Annotated in this window: 16 protein-coding genes; 7 read left to right on the top strand and 9 right to left on the bottom strand. The window is 41.7% G+C overall.

Going from position 1 to position 17,720, the window contains the following annotated elements; genetic code table 11:
• Positions 1-310 precede the first annotated feature (310 nt).
• Positions 311-823, bottom strand: coding sequence for a hypothetical protein (locus ACK4HU_RS10455; RefSeq protein WP_409806525.1), 513 nt, complete (start codon positions 821-823; stop codon positions 311-313).
• A 129-nt stretch (positions 824-952) separates the two neighbouring features.
• On the opposite strand from ACK4HU_RS10455, the gene ACK4HU_RS10450 reads away from it, so the two are divergent.
• Genes ACK4HU_RS10450 through ACK4HU_RS10435 form a run of 4 tightly spaced genes read left to right on the top strand, consistent with a single transcriptional unit; the run spans position 953 to position 5,907 of the window.
• Positions 953-2,545, top strand: coding sequence for an ATP-dependent DNA ligase (locus tag ACK4HU_RS10450; protein ID WP_409806523.1), 1,593 nt, complete (start codon positions 953-955; stop codon positions 2,543-2,545).
• Complete coding sequence (locus ACK4HU_RS10445; RefSeq protein WP_409806521.1) at positions 2,535-4,994, top strand: ligase-associated DNA damage response DEXH box helicase; 2,460 nt, start codon at positions 2,535-2,537, stop codon at positions 4,992-4,994. Before ACK4HU_RS10450 ends, ACK4HU_RS10445 begins: the two co-directional genes overlap by 11 nt.
• Positions 4,995-5,035: 41 nt before the next feature.
• Entirely contained in the window at positions 5,036-5,458 is a 423-nt protein-coding gene (locus ACK4HU_RS10440; RefSeq protein WP_409806519.1) for a hypothetical protein, read from the top strand.
• A complete protein-coding gene (locus ACK4HU_RS10435; RefSeq protein WP_409806517.1) occupies positions 5,455-5,907 on the top strand; it encodes a nucleotidyltransferase in 453 nt (150 codons plus the stop codon). The genes ACK4HU_RS10440 and ACK4HU_RS10435 overlap by 4 nt, the downstream gene beginning before the upstream one ends.
• A 6-nt stretch (positions 5,908-5,913) precedes the next feature.
• On the opposite strand, the gene ACK4HU_RS10430 is transcribed toward ACK4HU_RS10435, so the two are convergent.
• From ACK4HU_RS10430 to ACK4HU_RS10415, 4 genes are all read right to left on the bottom strand, one after another.
• On the bottom strand, positions 5,914-7,362 hold the full coding sequence (locus tag ACK4HU_RS10430) for a TrkH family potassium uptake protein (protein WP_409806516.1): 1,449 nt from the start codon (positions 7,360-7,362) through the stop codon (positions 5,914-5,916).
• Between the two features lie 3 nt (positions 7,363-7,365).
• On the bottom strand, positions 7,366-8,712 hold the full coding sequence (gene trkA, locus ACK4HU_RS10425) for a Trk system potassium transporter TrkA (RefSeq protein WP_409806528.1): 1,347 nt from the start codon (positions 8,710-8,712) through the stop codon (positions 7,366-7,368).
• Positions 8,713-9,183: 471 nt separating this feature from the next.
• On the bottom strand, positions 9,184-10,425 hold the full coding sequence (locus ACK4HU_RS10420; protein WP_409806514.1) for a DNA recombination protein RmuC: 1,242 nt from the start codon (positions 10,423-10,425) through the stop codon (positions 9,184-9,186).
• Entirely contained in the window at positions 10,415-11,431 is a 1,017-nt protein-coding gene (locus ACK4HU_RS10415) for an alpha/beta fold hydrolase (protein ID WP_409806513.1), read from the bottom strand. Before ACK4HU_RS10415 ends, ACK4HU_RS10420 begins: the two co-directional genes overlap by 11 nt.
• An 86-nt stretch (positions 11,432-11,517) precedes the next feature.
• On the opposite strand from ACK4HU_RS10415, the gene ACK4HU_RS10410 reads away from it, so the two are divergent.
• Positions 11,518-12,744 carry an Nramp family divalent metal transporter gene (locus tag ACK4HU_RS10410; protein ID WP_409806511.1) on the top strand — a complete coding sequence of 409 codons (1,227 nt, stop codon included), beginning with the start codon at positions 11,518-11,520 and terminating at the stop codon, positions 12,742-12,744.
• Positions 12,745-12,863: 119 nt separating this feature from the next.
• Here the strand turns inward: ACK4HU_RS10410 and ACK4HU_RS10405 are convergent, their stop codons facing one another.
• On the bottom strand, positions 12,864-13,763 hold the full coding sequence (locus ACK4HU_RS10405; protein ID WP_409806510.1) for a neutral zinc metallopeptidase: 900 nt from the start codon (positions 13,761-13,763) through the stop codon (positions 12,864-12,866).
• A gap of 510 nt (positions 13,764-14,273) precedes the next feature.
• On the opposite strand from ACK4HU_RS10405, the gene ACK4HU_RS10400 reads away from it, so the two are divergent.
• Entirely contained in the window at positions 14,274-15,017 is a 744-nt protein-coding gene (locus ACK4HU_RS10400) for a DUF1080 domain-containing protein (RefSeq protein WP_409806508.1), read from the top strand.
• 166 nt (positions 15,018-15,183) lie between these two features.
• Positions 15,184-15,558 (top strand): four helix bundle protein, encoded by a 375-nt coding sequence (locus ACK4HU_RS10395; RefSeq protein ID WP_409806506.1) that lies wholly within the window; start codon positions 15,184-15,186, stop codon positions 15,556-15,558.
• Positions 15,559-15,723: 165 nt separating this feature from the next.
• On the opposite strand, the gene ACK4HU_RS10390 is transcribed toward ACK4HU_RS10395, so the two are convergent.
• The 3 genes from ACK4HU_RS10390 to ACK4HU_RS10380 form a co-directional block, all read right to left on the bottom strand.
• Entirely contained in the window at positions 15,724-16,116 is a 393-nt protein-coding gene (locus ACK4HU_RS10390; protein ID WP_409806504.1) for an HIT family protein, read from the bottom strand.
• A 40-nt stretch (positions 16,117-16,156) separates the two neighbouring features.
• Positions 16,157-16,630 (bottom strand): transcription elongation factor GreA, encoded by a 474-nt coding sequence (gene greA, locus ACK4HU_RS10385; protein ID WP_409806502.1) that lies wholly within the window; start codon positions 16,628-16,630, stop codon positions 16,157-16,159.
• 155 nt (positions 16,631-16,785) lie between these two features.
• Positions 16,786-17,718 carry a 2-hydroxyacid dehydrogenase gene (locus ACK4HU_RS10380; RefSeq protein WP_409806499.1) on the bottom strand — a complete coding sequence of 311 codons (933 nt, stop codon included), beginning with the start codon at positions 17,716-17,718 and terminating at the stop codon, positions 16,786-16,788.
• Positions 17,719-17,720 lie beyond the last annotated feature (2 nt).

Raw genomic sequence — 17,720 nt, 5'->3', positions numbered from 1 at the left:
CAACCTAATTCCCTCTTGCCCCCGACGCCGCTCGCCCACCGTGTTTTTTTATATTTGGCCGGGTGGGGGCATGGAGCGGCTCCCCCGCTCCATCCCCCCTCCCAACTTCTTTTAAAATAAATTCCGGACACCGAGCGGAGTCGAGGTGCTTCCGATATAATTAATTTTTTTTCTTCAGATTTAGCACAAATAATTGTCGTGGAGTTGAGTCTAGAACAACTGACTAAAAACAGTCCCACATTTCGACTTGGATCAATGTCGAAATCGGTTATTATGAGGTCCGCCCCTTTTATTTGAATTAATTATTTCCTTAAAAACTCTTTCCGCAAACAGTAATCTTGGAAGGATCAAATCCTAACTCGGGATTGAAATTAGCACCTACATTCCCAGCAACTAGAATCACTTGGTAATCGGGCCCCTCATTTGCCAAATGTATTTTGACATGACCATCGAAATTTTTCATCTGATCAAAACTTACTTTTGATCCATCCGACAATGTATTTACCACAGATACGCTCTTGAGATCAGATCCAGAGACAGGAGTTAAAAGTTGAGCTATTGGTGCATCTGCCTGATCATAGCTACCGAAGTGAAGGTGGGCTGGATAAGAAATAGAGCTCGTCGAAGTGGCTCCATCCAACTTTATTGTGAACTCCAGATCACCAGTTACCAATTCCTGAACCACCAAATTTCCGCTGTAATTAAAATCGCTCGATTTGAACAATTCAAAATCCAAAGATTGACCGGTGTATGGATTTGGTTCCTGATCACTACAAGACCAAAGTCCGACTGAGATCAATAAACCAAGGAGTAACTTTTTCATCTGATTAGAGTTTGTTTAACTAACGAAAAGCTTTCGCTTCCTGTTTTATTCAGATCTAAATTTATCATTTTCAAGAACAATCTTGGTATCCTAGTTCTCCAAATCTCAAATCCCCTATTTTTTTTTCACATGAAGCATTTTGCAGAACTGATCACCAAACTTGACCAAAGCAATAAAACCAATGATAAAGTCAATGCTTTGATTGATTTTTTTGAGAAATCAGTAGATGAGGAAAAGATTTGGGCAGTTGCGATTTTTTCCCATCGTCGACCGAAAAGGCAGATTTCCACCAAGCAGCTTCGGGAGTGGTGTCAAGAACTTGCTCAAATCCCTGATTGGCTTTTTGATGAATCTTACCATGCTGTCGGTGATTTGGCAGAGACGATTGCCTTGCTTTTACCATTGCCCACTTCGGAAAACGATAAAAACCTCGGTCAATGGATCCAATTTCTTCAGGATTTGGAAAAACTACCTGAAGAAGACAAAAAGGAAGAAATCCAAGCCGCTTGGTTTCAATTAGATCGAACCGAGCGCTTTATTTTCAATAAAATTATTACTGGGGGATTTCGGATAGGAGTAAGTCAAAGTTTGATGAGTCAAGCCCTCGCCAAAGTGCTCCAACTAGACAGATCCAACATTGCGCATGCATTGATGGGAAACTGGAATCCTAAGGAAACCAGTTTTATCACACTTTTTGATCAAGAAGAAATGAAACTTGACATTTCGAAGCCTTATCCTTTTTTTCTAGCACATCCTTTGGAAATTGCTCCAAATGAATTAGGTGACGCTTCAGAATGGCAAGCAGAATGGAAATGGGATGGAATCCGTGGTCAGCTCATTCGCAGAAGTGGAGAAACCTTCCTTTGGAGTCGTGGTGAGGAATTGGTGAATGACAAATTTCCGGAGCTTTTGGAATTTGCAAAAGGGCTTCCCGATGGAACAGTCATTGATGGTGAAATCATGGCTTTCCGGGATGGCTCTCCCCTGCCCTTTGCTCTGCTTCAGACACGGATTGGAAGAAAAAATCTGAGCAAAAAGCAGCTTTTGGAAGCTCCAGTTAGTCTTTTGGCTTATGACCTGTTAGAATTTGGGGGAAAAGACATCCGAGATCTACCGATACAAAATCGCCGAAGTCTCTTGGAGCAACTTCACCTTGATTTTCCTCATGACCGGCTGCAACTTCCAGCTATAATTCAGGCAGAGTCCTGGGAGGAATTGAGTGAATTACGAACGCTTTCCAGAGATCATTTGGCCGAAGGCCTGATGCTCAAACGGAAAAACTCCAGCTACGAAGCGGGACGAAAGCGTGGGAGTTGGTGGAAATGGAAAATTGAACCGCTGACCATCGACGGAGTGATGATCTATGCGCAAAAAGGTCATGGTCGACGATCAGATTTATACAGTGATTACACCTTTGCAGTTTGGGATGGTGATAATTTGGTGCCATTTGCGAAAGCTTATTCGGGTCTGACAGATGCTGAAATGCGCCAAGTGGATGCTTTTGTGAAGAAAAACACCCGGGAGCGATTTGGCCCTGTACGAACTGTAAAAGCAGAATTGGTATTTGAGATTGCCTTTGAAGGAATTCAGGACAGTCCGCGTCACAAGAGTGGGATTGCACTGAGATTTCCACGAATATTGCGCTGGCGCAAAGACAAACCAAAGGAAGAGGCAAACACTTTGGATGATCTGAAAGCCATTCTGAAAACCTATGGAGGATAAGCGCTTAGCAGTTGGGCTGGAATATTTTGAGAAAAAAGGCTGGACGCCCTTTCCTTTTCAGATAGAGACTTGGCAGGACTTTTTGGATGGCAAATCCGGACTGCTCAATGCGCCTACAGGTTCGGGAAAGACCTTTGCGCTTTGGTTTCCTGTCCTTTTGGAATACATCCAAAAAAATCCAGATACTTGGCAAAAACCTCAGAAGAATGGAATTCAGCTGATTTGGGTCACACCACTCCGAGCTTTGGCACAGGACATCCAAAAAGCCATGCAGGAAGTCTGTGAGGTCATTGGACTACCTTGGCAAGTAATGGTCCGAAATGGTGATACGGATCCCAAAACTCGGGCTGCAATGAAGCGAAATCCGCCAGAATGCCTGATCACTACGCCTGAGACACTTCATGTACTGATTTCCCAGAAGGATCATCAAGGCCTCTTTCAATCGATCCAAGCTGTTGTTGTGGACGAATGGCATGAGCTGGTTGGAAATAAGCGTGGCGTCCAAGTGCAGTTGGCCTTGGAATACATTCAATCGATCTGTCCGGGTACGTTTAGAAGATGGGCAGTTTCGGCGACGATTGGCAATCTTAAGGATGCTGCAAAAGCACTTTTGGGAGAAAATCTTCCTATGCATATCGTCAAAGCCAAGGTGAATAAGGAGATTCTGATCCATTCTGTTTTTCCGGAGGAAATAGAAACATACCCCTGGCATGGTCATTTGGGCATCCGGATGATGGACCAGGTCATCGAGATTATTGAAGCTGGAAAGACGGTTTTGCTTTTCACCAACACGCGCTCGCAAACAGAGATTTGGTATCAAAGGATTCTTGAAGCGAGACCGGACTGGGCAGGCTGGATTGCGATGCATCACGGTTCGCTGGATAATTCTGTACGCGCTTGGGTTGAAAATGCGCTACATGAAGGAAAACTCAAACTGGTCGTCTGTACCTCGAGTTTGGATCTTGGGGTCGATTTCCGACCTGTGGATCGCGTGATTCAGATCGGCAGTCCAAAAGGTGTTTCTCGCTTTGTACAGCGAGCAGGACGTGCAGGACATCAGCCGGGTTTACCCTCAGAGATCTTTTTTGTCCCGACCAATTCTCTGGAATTGATCGAAGCGGCAGCACTTCGGGACGCGATCGAAAATGAGGAAATGGAGTCACAATTCACTCCACAATTGCCCTACGACGTTTTGATCCAGTTTTTGGTGACATTGGCAGTTGGCGAAGGTTTTGACCCTGAGGTAATTTATCCGGTGGTAAAAAGAGCAGCCTCATTTACTCAGCTTTCTCAAGAAGAGATGAACTGGATGATGGACTTCATTACAAAGGGTGGAAATTCTCTGGGGAATTATGAAGATTTCCTGAAAGTCAGTTTGGATGACGATGGCCTCTATAAAGTAAAAAGTAAGCGAATCGCCATGAAGCATCGGCTGAGTATGGGGACGATCGTCTCAGATGCGATGATCAAGGTAAAATTTAAAAATGGTGCTTACCTCGGGACCGTGGAAGAGTATTTCATTGCGAAAATGAAGGTAGGTGATCGGTTCTTTTTTGCGGGAAGACCCTTGGAATTGCTTCAGGTGAAGGATTTGAACGCTTTTGTAAAATTATCCGAGAAAAAAACGAACAATGTCGTGAGTTGGATGGGAGCAAGAATGTCACTTTCGTCCATGCTTGCAGACAAAATCCTTCAGATCTTTCAAGAGTATAATTCAGGGATCATCAAATCTGAGGAAGTAAGAAGGGTTTTACCCATTCTTGACTTACAGGACAAACTGTCAATTGTACCTGATCAAAATACCTTCTTGATCGAGTCCCATCGAAGTAAAGAAGGCTATCACCTATTCTTTTATCCATTCGAAGGGCGAATGATGCATGAGTTAATGAGTGCCTTGATCGCGTACCGAATTTCATTGAATTTCCCGATTTCATTCAATATGGCCATGAATGATTATGGGTTTGAGTTGCTTACAGACTCTCCGATATCGGCAGAAGATATTTTGGAGGAAGATATTTTCTCTATGAAAAACATCGAAGAAGACATCCTTCATTGCGTGAATGAAAGTGAAATGTCGAGACGAAAATTTCGGGAAATTGCCAGCATAGCAGGATTGATTTTTCAAGGTTATCCCGGCAAACCCATGACTTTTAAGCACATTCAGGCGAATTCAGGATTGCTTTACCAGGTATTTGAGCAGTATGATCCTGACAACCTTTTGCTCAAGCAAGCCAAGAAGGAAGCGCTCAATCAGCAAATGGAGCAAGATATGTTTTACCATGCTTTGCGCAAGCTGAATCAAAAGGAAATCGTGGTGAAGCATCCGGTTCAGTTTACTCCATTTTCCTTCCCGATCATGGTGGACAGACTCAGCCGAACCAACATATCATCCGAAACGATAGAGGATAAAGTGGCTAAAATTATGGCGCAGTTTGAGGTGATGGAATAAAATTTTAACCAATATTTGCATCATATTGGTTAAATTTGAAGATGGATTCAAAAAAAACTTCAAAAAAGCGAGTAGTAATTGCAGTTTGGAAAAATCGTATTGAACGAGCAATTGAGGTGTTTTCAAACCTCAAGGTTTTCTGCGAATCCTATCCCGGTTTCAGTTACAACACGTTGAATAATTACCTAGGAAAGGCGAAAAAACCATTTGAAAACGAACAATTATTTCTCTCCAGAAAAGAAGTTTTTACAAAACCAATCGTAAGGAAAGTTAGATCAATCCAACCCGTTGTAAATCGATACGAACTAACAAATCATGACGAAGGAGAACAAAATCTGGACTTTTGGCTTGCTGCTGACCCGGAAACCAGGATTTATGCAGTGACTAAACTTGTTGCGGAAGGAATTCCAAAAGAGACCAAAATGGATAAGAGTATAGTACAAAAACTTAAAATGAGAGAATGATACTATTCCCCGACTTTGAAGATTTTATTAAGCTATTAAATGCTCATTCCGTAGATTATATGGTTGTAGGTGGATATGCTTTGGCATTTCATGGGAAACCAAGAAACACTGGAGATTTAGATATTTGGATTGAAATTTCAGAAACTAATGCGAAAAAGCTACTTCAAGTTCTTGATGACTTTGGCTTTGGTAATCTGAATTTCAAAAAAGAGGATTTCACAAAACCTGGATACATTTCCCAAATAGGTTACCCCCCTCTTCGTATTGACATTTTAAACAATATCGATGGTGTGGAATTCAAGGACGCATTTCCTAACTCAAAAATCCTGACAACAGAAAATTTAGAAATCAGATTTATTGGTTTAAAAGACTTTATCCAAAATAAATCTGCTTCAGGAAGACCACAAGACCTTGTAGATATTCAGGAAATCAAAAAGAGAAGAAAATAAGGAAATCTAATTCGCTCTCCAGAAAAACGGCGTAAACAGGATCAGAATGGTGAATAATTCCAATCTGCCAAGGAGCATCATGAAAGACAGAATGATTTTTGCAACTGGTGAGAAAAACGCGAAATTATCTACTGGACCAACCTGACCGATAGCAGGACCGACATTTCCCAAACAAGTCGCCACTGCGCCTAGCGATGTGGCCAAATCATAGCCTAGCAAAGAAATTAATAGCGAACCTATCACAAAAGTACTCAGGTAGATTAAGAGGAAATTCATGATGTTATTGATGATCCTTCCTGTGACTCGCTCTCCATTGATAATCAGGGGCACGATCGCTCTTGGATGGACAATACGTTTGAACTCGAGCCATGAATTTTTAAGGAAGGTCACATGTCGGACAAACTTGATTCCACCTGCCGTAGAACCTGCCGAGCCACCCAAAAAGAGTAACATAAAGCAAATAAAAATAACTCCTTCTCCATATTGGGTGTAATCATCAGAAACAAAACCTGTCGTGGTGACCAGAGAAACTACCTGAAAAGCTGCCTTTCGAAAGGCAAACTCGGCACTGATATCCGATTGAGAATAAATGGGTAAGAAGAGAATAATTGAAAGACCGAGGAGTGCGAAAGAATAGGCTTTGAATTCGTCACTTCTGATCACTTTTCTAAACTTCCCAATCAATCCAAAGTAAATCAGCGTAAAGTTGGTCCCTGCCAAAAACATGAAAAAGATAGCTGTGTATTGTATAAAAGCAGAGTCATAGTAAGCCATAGAGGCATTTTTTGTCGAAAATCCTCCTGTAGCCAAAGTGGTTAAACCATGATTGACTGCATCGTAAAAAGTCATTCCACCCGCCCAAAAAAGCAGGGAAGCAGCAACAGTCAAGCCCACATAAACATACCAAAGTCGCTTGGCTGTCTCCGAAATTCTTGGATGAACTTTATCTGAAGTCGGGCCCGGAGATTCGGCAACAAATAGTTCAATTCCTCCGATTCCCAACAAAGGAAAAATTGCGACAGTCAAGACGATAATTCCTAATCCGCCTATCCATTGGGTCATACTTCTCCAGAAAAGAAGCCCCTTCGACATGGCCTCTATATCTGTTAAAATAGAAGCCCCCGTGGTAGTAAGTCCAGAAACCGTCTCAAAAAGTGCATCAGCAACTGAAGTAACTTCTGAGGAGAGGATAAATGGGAGCATCCCAAATCCGCTCATAAAAACCCAACTTAAAACCACAATCAGGTATCCTTCTCTTTTTCTGACCAGCTGATCATATTTAGAAAAAGAGAAAAATGCAACCATTCCTATGAAAAGAGAGATTGCCGCAGAAATCATAATTGGAGCAGAATTTTCCTGATAAATCCAAGAAATGGCCGCAGCAGGAAGCATCAATACCCCAATCAAAAAAAGAAGGGCACCCATGATTTTACCTATCGCCTTGAAATGCAACATCCTTTAATGGAAAAGTTTTTCTAATGGCAACTTAGCCTCAGGCAAAGCCAATACAATGGCCTTATCATTCATTTGAAGTAAAAAATCACCGTCAGGAATAAAAACCTCATTCCCGCGAATTACTCCGGCTACAATTGCCGTTTCAGGAAAGTGAAGTGCCCTAAGTGGATACTTGGTGAGTCTGTTGTTTTTATTTACACTGTATTGAATAAACTCCGCATCAACACCATAAATCCCAGAAACAGCCTCTACAGTCCCCTTTTTTAGATAGCGGGAGATTTCATTTGCCGCTACCAGCTTTTTGTTGATCAAGGAATCCACACCGATGCTATGAGAGATATGAATGTATTCCCGAGTGTCAACGTGGGCAATGGTCTTGTAAACACCGTGATTTTTGGCTGACAGACTTGTAATAATGTTAGTTTCGGAAGATTCAGTCAAGGCTAAGAACGCATCCATCTGCTCCAACCCTTCCTCCACAAGCATTTCAATGTTTTTGTAATCCCCGTTGATCACCAAAGTATCGGGAAGATGTTCGGCCAGCCATTTACATCGTTCCTTATCTTTATTGACAAGTGTTACTCGATATTTATCCTGAAGTTTGATTGCAGTAGTGACGGCCATATCGTCGCCTCCGATGATCATGATATTCTTGATCTTGACCTTTTTTTGTCCGAGGACTTCTTGGATCGTTTCCGTGTTTTTCTTATTGGAGATAAAATAAACGTGATCATTGTTCCGAATAATCGTGCTCCCTCTAGGAATCATTGTCTTCTGATCACGAACAATGGCAATTATCCTAATGTCCTCATAAATCGGATCCGATTTGGTATCCATGATCCGCTGATTAACAAGCGGGCTAAATTGATCCAGAGTAATCCCAACGATGTTTAATTTTCCACTGCCAAAATCAAATACTTCGGTAAAACTGGAGTTTTCTATCATATTGAAAATCTCCCGTGAACAAAGCATCGTGGGTGAAATCAGATTGTCAATGCCCAGATTATTGAAATAAGGCAGGTTTTCTTCATTCAGGTAAGAATGATTTCTCACACGAGCCATCACTCGCTTGGCCCCAAGCTGCTTAGCTAGAACAGCGGTGACGATATTTGTTTTCTCAGAGGTGGTGACTGCCAGCACCATGCTTGCCCGTTGGACATTTGCCTGTTGAAGGACATCAATTGAAGTGGCGTCACCTTCGATCACCATCACATCAAGCTTAGATGCTACATAATCCAAAACATCACGTTCTGTATCAATTAGCGTGATATCCTTGTTGTCAAAACTTAATTGCTCGGCCAGGTGGTATCCCATGTCTCCTGCACCGGCAATTACTATATGCATCCCCATAGAGGTAGTAAGTGTAATCTGAAAGGGTGGCAAAATTAGAAGCTTTCTGAATGATTTTCAGTGATAAAGCTTTTTTCTTTTGATTAACAGCACAAAAGGTAAAAAATAGACATCATCAAAAGCGATTACCTCCTGATTTTTTCTAAACAATATATACCTAAACGTCCATCAAGGCTTTGCTTTCCTCCATCCAAGGACAGAAATGATTTCTTTCTTAACTCCGATGAATTTCTTTAGGAGCTTAAAAAAGCTTTAGCTTTTTTACTTTGTGCCCTTGAAAATGATTGATTCATTAAGAAATCCTGAAGTTTGGAAGGAGTTTACTACTTACATTTCTCTCTTACTTTGTGCAATCTTTGCGGTAAAAAAAAGTAATAAAATGGAAGTTAAGGTTTGAATTTAATGTATCGAAAAACCACTATCATCCCTCATCAGTAATATCTAAGTTTTTCTATTCAGCAAATTGATTGCTTATTCGTCCAGCAAGGCTTTGCTTTCCTGCTCCGGCAGTTCCTGAATTTCTTTCAATTTTCGTTGAATCACACGAGTTCGCACTCCGACCAATTTATCCAACTCAGTATTGGCCTCATGGATCTTTCGTTGGGTCTTTTCGAGCAGATGCCCAAAAGTCCCAAATTCGGTTTTGATTGCTCCAAGAACCTGCCATACTTCAGAACTCCGCTTCTGAATCGCCAAGGTTCTGAAACCCATTTGAAGCGAGTTTAAGATTGCCGAAAGGGTCGTAGGACCAGTTACAATCACTTTGAAATCCTGCTGAATCTGTTGTGCGAGGCCGGCTTCACGCAAGATTTCAGCATAAAGACTTTCCACCGGCAAAAATAAAATCGCAAAGTCGGTGGTCTGAGGTGGATGGATATACTTGTTTTGGATTTCCAAAGCTGATTTTTTCACTGCTTTGATCAATTCTTGTCGGTAAAAATCAATAGAAGCTTTGTCTGCAATCTCATAAGCATCGACTAAGCGCAAATAGGATTCTTGAGGGAATTTTGAATCCATAGGCAAAAGAACGGTTTCATCTTGTCCTGGCATTTTCACTGCGAATTCTACGCGGTCTCTCGTTCCATTTACAGCTGCATTTAGGATATATTGATCTGGTGCAAGCATATTTTCTAAAAGTGCCTGAAGCTGGTATTCACCCAGAATTCCCCGACTTTTTACATTGGTAAGGACCCGCTTAAGGTCTCCTACTCCATTCGCTAGCGACTGCATTTCTCCCAGACCTTTTTGCACTGCTTGCAATTGATTACTTACTAACTCGAAGGATTGCCCAAGCCTTGTTTCCAGGGTTTTTTGGAGCTTTTCATCCACAGTTTCCCGGATTTTTTCCAGGCGCATTTCTGTGTTTTTGACCAAGTCATCCTGACGCAGTGTAAGCTGTCCAAACTTTTCTCGTTGGAGATTATTCAGGTCCTGCATGGTCGATCTCACAACCTCGCCAAATGCCCGAAGTGATTCATTTTGCTCTTTTGAACTCGCTCGTTGATTTTCAAAAATGAGACGAAATTGCTGTGACAGATTTTCGCTGGATTCCTTTCGGGCTTCGCCCAAAGCTTGGGCAAGTTCCTTGCTCATTCTTGCCAATTCGGACTGAAGGAAGATTTTTTCCTGATCACTCTTTTTTCGGAAAAATATCAAGCCCAAAATCAAAACTTGAACTGCAAGGACTACGAAAAGAAGGATCTCAATCGGCATATACCATTTGTTTGTTGGGATCAAGGTACTTTTTTCTTACCTCCACCCCTAAAAAGGACAAGTATTCTGCGACAGATTCCGTCGGGATTTCTTCCATTGGCACATGACCAGCATCATCAAAAATAATAAGATTGGAGCCCGGAATAGCCTTTTCCAGTGCATAGGCTTGTGAAACAGGAATCCAGGAGTCTTTTCCACCCCAGAGAATCAAGGTCGGCATAGTCAGCCTTTTAAAATCCACGGAAGATTTTCTTGGCATACTCAATCGATCCAAAGTTGCACGTCTATTTCCTTCACGGAGCATCAATTCAAAGTATCGGTCGGTCGTTTCGGATTGAATCTTGGACTCATCACCATAGACCTCCTTTATATTCATAGCGAATAGAAACTTTGGGGTACATTTCAGAAAAACCGTTGAAATAATGGGATTCTCAATCAGTTTGAAAACCCATGCACCTCCACCACGAGAGGAAGTTTGAGTCGAATCCAGACTCCGCGCTTCCATTCTAGGTGCACCGGATGAATCGATCAAATTCAGGGTCAGAACTTGATCCGGCCTTGTAGAAGCCACCTGAAGTGCCACAGCACCTCCCATTGAATTTCCCGCAAGATGAAATTTTCTGAGATTAAGCTTTTCTGCCAAAGCAAGAATTAACTCACTGTAATCCTTAACACTATAGCGCTTCAATTCATCCGGACCGGTCAGACCATGGCCGGGGAAGTCCAGTGAAATTGTCAAATAATATGGGCTAAGTTCCTGCTGCCACACATCCCAAGTATGAAGTGATGAAAAGCTTCCATGAAGCAGGAAAATGGGTTCTCCTTCACCCAAAAATCTTACATGAACATTGACTCCATCGACTTCAATAAAATGAGATTGTGGAGTTTGGTATTTTGCATTAATTTCCTCCGCCGGGATATCCCTTCGATAGAGCAAAAGCAAAAAGAATACAACAGTCAAAAGTAGGCCCGCCAAAAGTTTTCCAATTCGCTTTATCCAAATCATAGTATCGTTTCTTATCTATTCTTGCTTCTCAACTCTAAAACCTACAAAAATTCTTCTCAATTCTCTATTTTCAGAAAAATTTACCTTTGATCATCAAAAATCCATTTCGAAATCTAGGCCCGGGTCCATTGATTGCAGCCGCTTTTATCGGGCCGGGAACGGTGACAGTTTGCACCCTTGCCGGAGCAAATTTTGGATTTTCGTTGATATGGGCATTGGCCCTTTCAATCATCGCCACGGTGATATTGCAGGAAATCTCAGGCAGGATCGGAATTCTAACTGGATCAGATTTGAGCACTTTGCTCAGAAACCAAAAAGGCAATCCAATATTTCGGCTTTTTTCAATGGTTTTGGTGCTTTTAGCGATCGTACTTGGAAATGCTGCCTATGAATCGGGAAATATCTCAGGCGCAAACCTAGGGTTAGCTTTTTATTGGGAAGCTCCGACCTTGAAGTTTCTCGGTTTGCAACTTCAATCGGGGAATTTCATCTTGGGATTAATTGCTTTTTTACTCCTTTGGACGGGCAGCTATAAGGCATTGGAGCGGATTCTTGTTGCATTGGTGATTTTTATGTCTATCGCATTTTCAATCACAGCCATTCTTACAAAACCCGATCTTTCTTTACTATTAACTGGCTTTGTTCCCAAATGGAACACTAACGAAATCCCCACTTTGGTAGCGCTAATTGGAACTACAGTCGTTCCTTACAATTTATTCTTATATGCATCATTAGTAAATAAGCGCTGGAAAAAGGAATCCGACCTTCCCCTGATGCGTAGGGATATCGCAGTTTCAGTAATTCTCGGTGGCATCGTATCAATGGCCATTCTTATCGTGGGTGCTGCAAATACCAGTACCGAAATCACATCAGCAATTGATGTCTCCAAAGGTTTGGAAACCGTATTTGGCAGCTTTGCAGGCTACATGATGGGCTTTGGTTTACTTGCAGCAGGTTTGACTTCATCACTCACTGCACCTTTAGCAGCAGGATTTGTAGTGTGCGGAATTATGGGTTGGGATCAGGAGATCAAGTCCAGATCCATGCGAATCAGTATGGGCATCATCGTCGGCCTGGGACTTTTGTTTTCTTCCTTTGGAATCAAGCCAGTTCAGCTTATTACGCTGGCTCAACTCGCTAATGGAATCCTTTTACCAATCATCAGCGGCTGGATTATTTGGATTGCTTCGCAAAATTCGGTTTTAGGCAAACACAAAAACACACCTATAGCAACAGGAATCGCAGGATTTATCTGGTTGATTACGCTGGTATTGGGCTTGAAAAGCGTGGGGACTGTATTTGGTTGGTTTTAGGTTTTTTACCATTAAGAAGATTAAGGAAATTAAGAATGAAGTCCGAATTGGAAACATATCGGATAGATAAATTTCTTAAATCTTAAATCTTAGATCTTATGTCTTTATAAAATCTAACCTCAAAGATCCCTGGTATTAAACGTATCCCCTTGTTTCAGATCACCCGTATCAAACCCTTTTTTGAACCACTTCATTCGCTGGGCGGAGGTACCGTGCGTGAAAGAATCGGGCACTACTCGACCAGTTGATTGCTTTTGAAGCCGATCATCTCCGATAGCATTCGCAGCTCTCAAGCCTTCTTCCAGATCTCCAGGTTCCATCATTCCAACTTTGCGCTGACTGTGATGCGCCCAAACTCCCGCAAGAAAATCTGCCTGAAGCTCTAATTTCACAGAATTTAAATTATATTCTTTTTCACTGACTTTACCTCTGAGGCTATGAACCTTCTCAGTTAATCCCATGATTTTTTGGATATGGTGCCCCACTTCATGTGCAATAACATAGGCATAGGCAAAGTCCCCGCCTGCTTTTAAGTTCTTTTCCATATCTTGGAAAAAGCTTAAATCAATGTATAATTTTTCGTCTCCAGGGCAATAAAACGGACCTGTTGCACTTGATGCTGATCCGCAGGCAGATGACACCGCACCAGTGTACAAAACCAAGGTTGGTTCTCTATAATTTTGCAATAGCTCATTCCAGACAGTTTCCGTATCTGCCAGCATTGTAGCGGAAAAGGCAGCGAGCTCATCTTCTTCAGCCGTAGGGGTATAATTAGACTCGGTAGTGAATCCCTGTCCGCCTCCACCCACTAACCCACCCAGGAGGCTGAGTGGATTGTATCCCATTATGATCGAACCAACGATAAAAATGCCCGCGATGATCATCCCGGTTTTGGAAAATAGCAATTTCAGCAAAGGTGCAATTAGCATAGGACTGAATCCGCCAGCCCCCATTCTTGGGCCACCCTGCCCCCGTCTGTCATCCACATTGGAGCTTTGTCTTCTACCTTGCCATTTCATATGATTATAATTTGATTTTTAAAGGCCATATGGAATCTTCGCATGAATTATAATCATCCCTCTGTGTGTCGCCGACAGGGTCATGCTTGATTTCATTTGTTTATAATTTGTTTTTTTATTGCCACATGGAATCTCGCATGGTTTATAATCATCCCTCTGTGTGTCGCTTTGGGTCATGCTTGATTTCATATGATTATAATTGTTTTTAAGCGGTCATATGGAATCTGCGCATGTTCGATAATCATTCCAGTGTGTGTCGGATACGACATGCTTGATTTCATGTGTTTATAATTTGTTTTTTAATGGCCATATAGCCTGTCCCGGACTCGATTCGGGAGAATCTCGCATGTAGCCCCGATAGCCATCGGGGCATCCTAGTGTGTGACGTTCTTGTCATACTCGATTTCATTATATTAAAAGATTAGATTTAAGCTAAAATTAACCAAATTGAATGCTGAAACACTAGCCTACTTGGATTTTCATCAACAATATATTTAAAACCCAAAACCTATGAACCTAAAAATATTTGCAAGTGCAATTGCACTCCTAGTTTCCATATCCGCAATAGCTCAAGAAGCTTCATATCTAGGAACAAAAGCCCCAAAAGGCGCAAAGATTTACCTCGACGGTTCAAGCAAATCTTTACACAAAAACTGGAAATACTGGGAAGGACCGCGTTTTTCGGCAGAAATGCCAATCAAATGGCCAGAAGTAGTTGATCCTGTAACAGGTGGGAAAGCCATCAGTAGCAATGACCCGGCAGGTGCCGGGGGCAAATACGGAGCAGCTGATATCGTGACCAAAAAGGAGTTTCGCGATTTTGAAGCTCACGTGGAGTTTTTGATTAAAAATGAAGGCGGAAACAGTGGGGTTTACCTTCAAAACCGATACGAAATTCAAATCCTGGATGGAGATTACGGACTTCATGGCTTGGCAGCTGTGATCAATGAGCACCTACCAACTTCAGAAGAATACAATGGGGTTGGCAAATGGAATGCTTACGACATTAAGTTTCGGGCTGCACGATTTGAAAATGGCCAAAGGACCGAAAAAGCTCGTGTCACGGTCTTTTTCAACGGAGTCAAAATCCATGACGATGTAGAAATCACCCAAGTCTGGGGCGGACCCAACTCAGGAATCGATGGCGGAAATGATGGTGGAAAAGGAATAACCGATACTCCTGGAGGATTGAAACTTCAAGCTGAAGGGCATGATGTGCTGTATAGGAATATTTGGATTAAGAAAGTGAAGTGAGTGAGATGGCAGTGGTCAGTTGGCAGTCTCAGTGATCAGTGATCAGTCGCAGAATCCAGTCATCAGTAAATAGTCGCAGTCTTAAACATCTAATAACCTAAGCTTATGCAGCTTGGGTTATTTTTTTTCATTTTAGTAGATTTAGTTTCACTTAAAGACTACAATCATGGACTTCAAAGAACTATTAGCTTACAAAAAAGCATTTAACCTTGCGATGGAGATTTTTCAACTATCCAAAAGCTTTCCAAAAGAAGAAAAGTACGCTTTAACAGATCAGATCCGAAGATCCAGCAGATCAATTTGTGCCTGCATTGCTGAATCTTACAGAAAAAGAAAGTATCCGGCACATTTCATCTCCAAACTCAGTGATGCTGATATGGAAAACAGTGAAACACATGTTTGGCTTGATTTTGCATTTGCATGTGAATATCTAGAAAAATCAACCTATGACCGATTGTTATCAGAAGTAATAGAAATTAGAAAACTCTTAAACTTTATGATGCTCAATCCAGAGAAATTCGGATCTAAAAAACTATTGTAAAGTTAAATCAATCCCGAAATCCAAGCTTTTGTACCTAAACAAAATAATTTTGTTTACTTAACTGTAAACAAACTAATAACTGTGACTGACCACTGCAACAGAAAACTGATCACTGCGACTGAACACTGATCACTGCAACTGAACACTGCGACTGAATACTGAACACTAAAACCCTCCTCTAATCATATCCCCCACTTCAGCCAATTCCTCGGAAGTCAATTTCAACTTGGGACGGGTGAAATTGATATCATCCATTGTGCGTAGAGGAACTAGGTGAATGTGAACGTGAGGTACCTCCAAACCGATAACGGCAACTCCGATTCGAGTGCATTTGATCGTTTTTTCCATAGCCTTCGCTACTTTTTGAGCAAATAGATGAAGTCCCGCTAGTTCATTGGGCTCCATGTTAAAAATGTAATCCACTTCCTGTTTTGGAACCACCAATACATGTCCTTTCACCAAAGGCATGATGTCTAAAAATGCGATGTATTTCTCGTCCTCGGCAATGATTTGGGAGGGGATCTCTCGATTGATAATTTTGGTGAAGATGCTTGCCATAATTTTCTAAAAAAAATCCCGGAACATGCCGGGATTTGAATTAATAAGTAATGTCTAAGATTTCGAATTGTAATTCTCCTGCCGGGGCATTGATTGTAGCGATATCGCCAATCACTTTTCCAACCAACCCTCTTCCAAAAGGTGAGGCAAGGGAGATTTTACCTGCTTTCAAATCAGCTTCTTCCTCAGAAACCAGCTTGTAACTCACAGTCATTCCGTTCTTGACGTTTTTGATTTTCACAGTAGACAGAATTCCAACTTTGGACGTGTCCATCTGAGAATTATCTAAGATTCTCGCATTCCCAACGACTGCTTCCAACTTAGCGATTTTAAGCTCCAAATGACCCTGAGCATCTTTTGCAGCATCATATTCTGCGTTTTCACTTAAGTCACCTTTATCTCTCGCTTCTGCGATTTGTTTGGCAATATCCAGACGACCTTTGCCCTTCAATTCCTGAAGTTCGTCTTTCAATCTCTTAAGTCCTTCTTCGGTGTAATATTGTATTTTTGACATAATTTAAATCTTTTCGAAAGGGACAAAAAACAAAGTAACGGTCACGTGGTGGAGACCGTTACTTTGCTTTTCCCTTTAATTACGTCCAAAGATAGGAAAGCTTTTTGACAAAGCAAGTCTTTAGAAATTGGGCCTGCTTTTCATAAAGCGAGATTTTAAATAGAAAAGGCGTTTTTTATCTTCTTGACTAATACTTTGTTTATTTTCTCATATGATTCAAAAGTCCATCCTGCGACGTGGGGAGAAAAGATTACATTATCCCGCTGAGATAACTTTTCAAATTCAGCTTTTTGCTCTTCAGTAAATTTATTAAACTTCTCGTTTTCCAATACATCCAAGACTGCTCCACGAAGAATTCCCTGATCCAAAGCCGCATTTAAAGTGGCAAAACTCACCACTTCTCCCCGAGCAGTATTGATAAACCAAATTGGTTTTGCAAACGAAGCCAATTCCTCTAAGGTAAAGTAATTACGGGTCTCAGAAGTAAGAGGCACGTGGATACTCAAGATGTCCACTTCAGATTTCAACTTTTCCCACATTACCTCTTGAACTTGTTCAGTTCCAAAGTCGAGTTTGAATTTATCGTAAGCCAAAATTTTAACTCCAAAGCCACTAAGCCGTTTGGAAAAAGCTTTACCCATATTGCCAAAACCCATGATTCCGACCGTTTTCCCCATCAGTTCGTATCCTCGGTTTCCTTCTCGGTCCCAGATACCCTTTCGGACCTCGGTATCTGCTTTTTTCAATTGGTTGAAAAGCGCCAGCAATCCTCCTACGGCATGTTCAGCCACAGCATCACGGTTGCCCTTGGCTGCGTGAAAAAGCTTTACCCCGCGCTCCACTAAATAGTCCAGATCGATCTGATCCAAACCAGCACCCGCCCTTCCAATAAATTTCAGATTGACAGCCTTCTCCAGAAGTTCCCGATCCATCGGAGTCTTGGATCTAATGATGAGGCCTTGGAACTGAGAAACAATTTCGAGAATTTCATCTCGGGTAATTTTTGGTAAATAAACAACCTCATGCCCCAGTTTTTCCAGCATAGGAATGATACTGTGGTGCATTTCGTCAATAATGAGAACCTTCATTT

Origin of the sequence: Algoriphagus sp. (assembly GCF_046296635.1) — a bacterium.
Classification (GTDB): Bacteria; Bacteroidota; Bacteroidia; order Cytophagales; family Cyclobacteriaceae; genus Algoriphagus.
This window is presented reverse-complemented; position numbering and strand designations above follow the sequence as displayed.

Coding starts and splice junctions, on each gene's coding strand:
- ACK4HU_RS10380 (WP_409806499.1), bottom strand. CDS start 17,718: ATGAAGGTTCTCATTATTGACGAAATGCACCACAGTATCATTCCTATG.
- trkA (WP_409806528.1), bottom strand. CDS start 8,712: ATGGGGATGCATATAGTAATTGCCGGTGCAGGAGACATGGGATACCAC.
- ACK4HU_RS10405 (WP_409806510.1), bottom strand. CDS start 13,763: ATGAAATGGCAAGGTAGAAGACAAAGCTCCAATGTGGATGACAGACGG.
- ACK4HU_RS10395 (WP_409806506.1), top strand. CDS start 15,184: ATGGACTTCAAAGAACTATTAGCTTACAAAAAAGCATTTAACCTTGCG.
- ACK4HU_RS10445 (WP_409806521.1), top strand. CDS start 2,535: ATGGAGGATAAGCGCTTAGCAGTTGGGCTGGAATATTTTGAGAAAAAA.
- ACK4HU_RS10440 (WP_409806519.1), top strand. CDS start 5,036: ATGGATTCAAAAAAAACTTCAAAAAAGCGAGTAGTAATTGCAGTTTGG.
- ACK4HU_RS10435 (WP_409806517.1), top strand. CDS start 5,455: ATGATACTATTCCCCGACTTTGAAGATTTTATTAAGCTATTAAATGCT.
- ACK4HU_RS10400 (WP_409806508.1), top strand. CDS start 14,274: ATGAACCTAAAAATATTTGCAAGTGCAATTGCACTCCTAGTTTCCATA.
- ACK4HU_RS10450 (WP_409806523.1), top strand. CDS start 953: ATGAAGCATTTTGCAGAACTGATCACCAAACTTGACCAAAGCAATAAA.
- greA (WP_409806502.1), bottom strand. CDS start 16,630: ATGTCAAAAATACAATATTACACCGAAGAAGGACTTAAGAGATTGAAA.
- ACK4HU_RS10430 (WP_409806516.1), bottom strand. CDS start 7,362: ATGTTGCATTTCAAGGCGATAGGTAAAATCATGGGTGCCCTTCTTTTT.
- ACK4HU_RS10390 (WP_409806504.1), bottom strand. CDS start 16,116: ATGGCAAGCATCTTCACCAAAATTATCAATCGAGAGATCCCCTCCCAA.
- ACK4HU_RS10415 (WP_409806513.1), bottom strand. CDS start 11,431: ATGATTTGGATAAAGCGAATTGGAAAACTTTTGGCGGGCCTACTTTTG.
- ACK4HU_RS10420 (WP_409806514.1), bottom strand. CDS start 10,425: ATGCCGATTGAGATCCTTCTTTTCGTAGTCCTTGCAGTTCAAGTTTTG.
- ACK4HU_RS10455 (WP_409806525.1), bottom strand. CDS start 823: ATGAAAAAGTTACTCCTTGGTTTATTGATCTCAGTCGGACTTTGGTCT.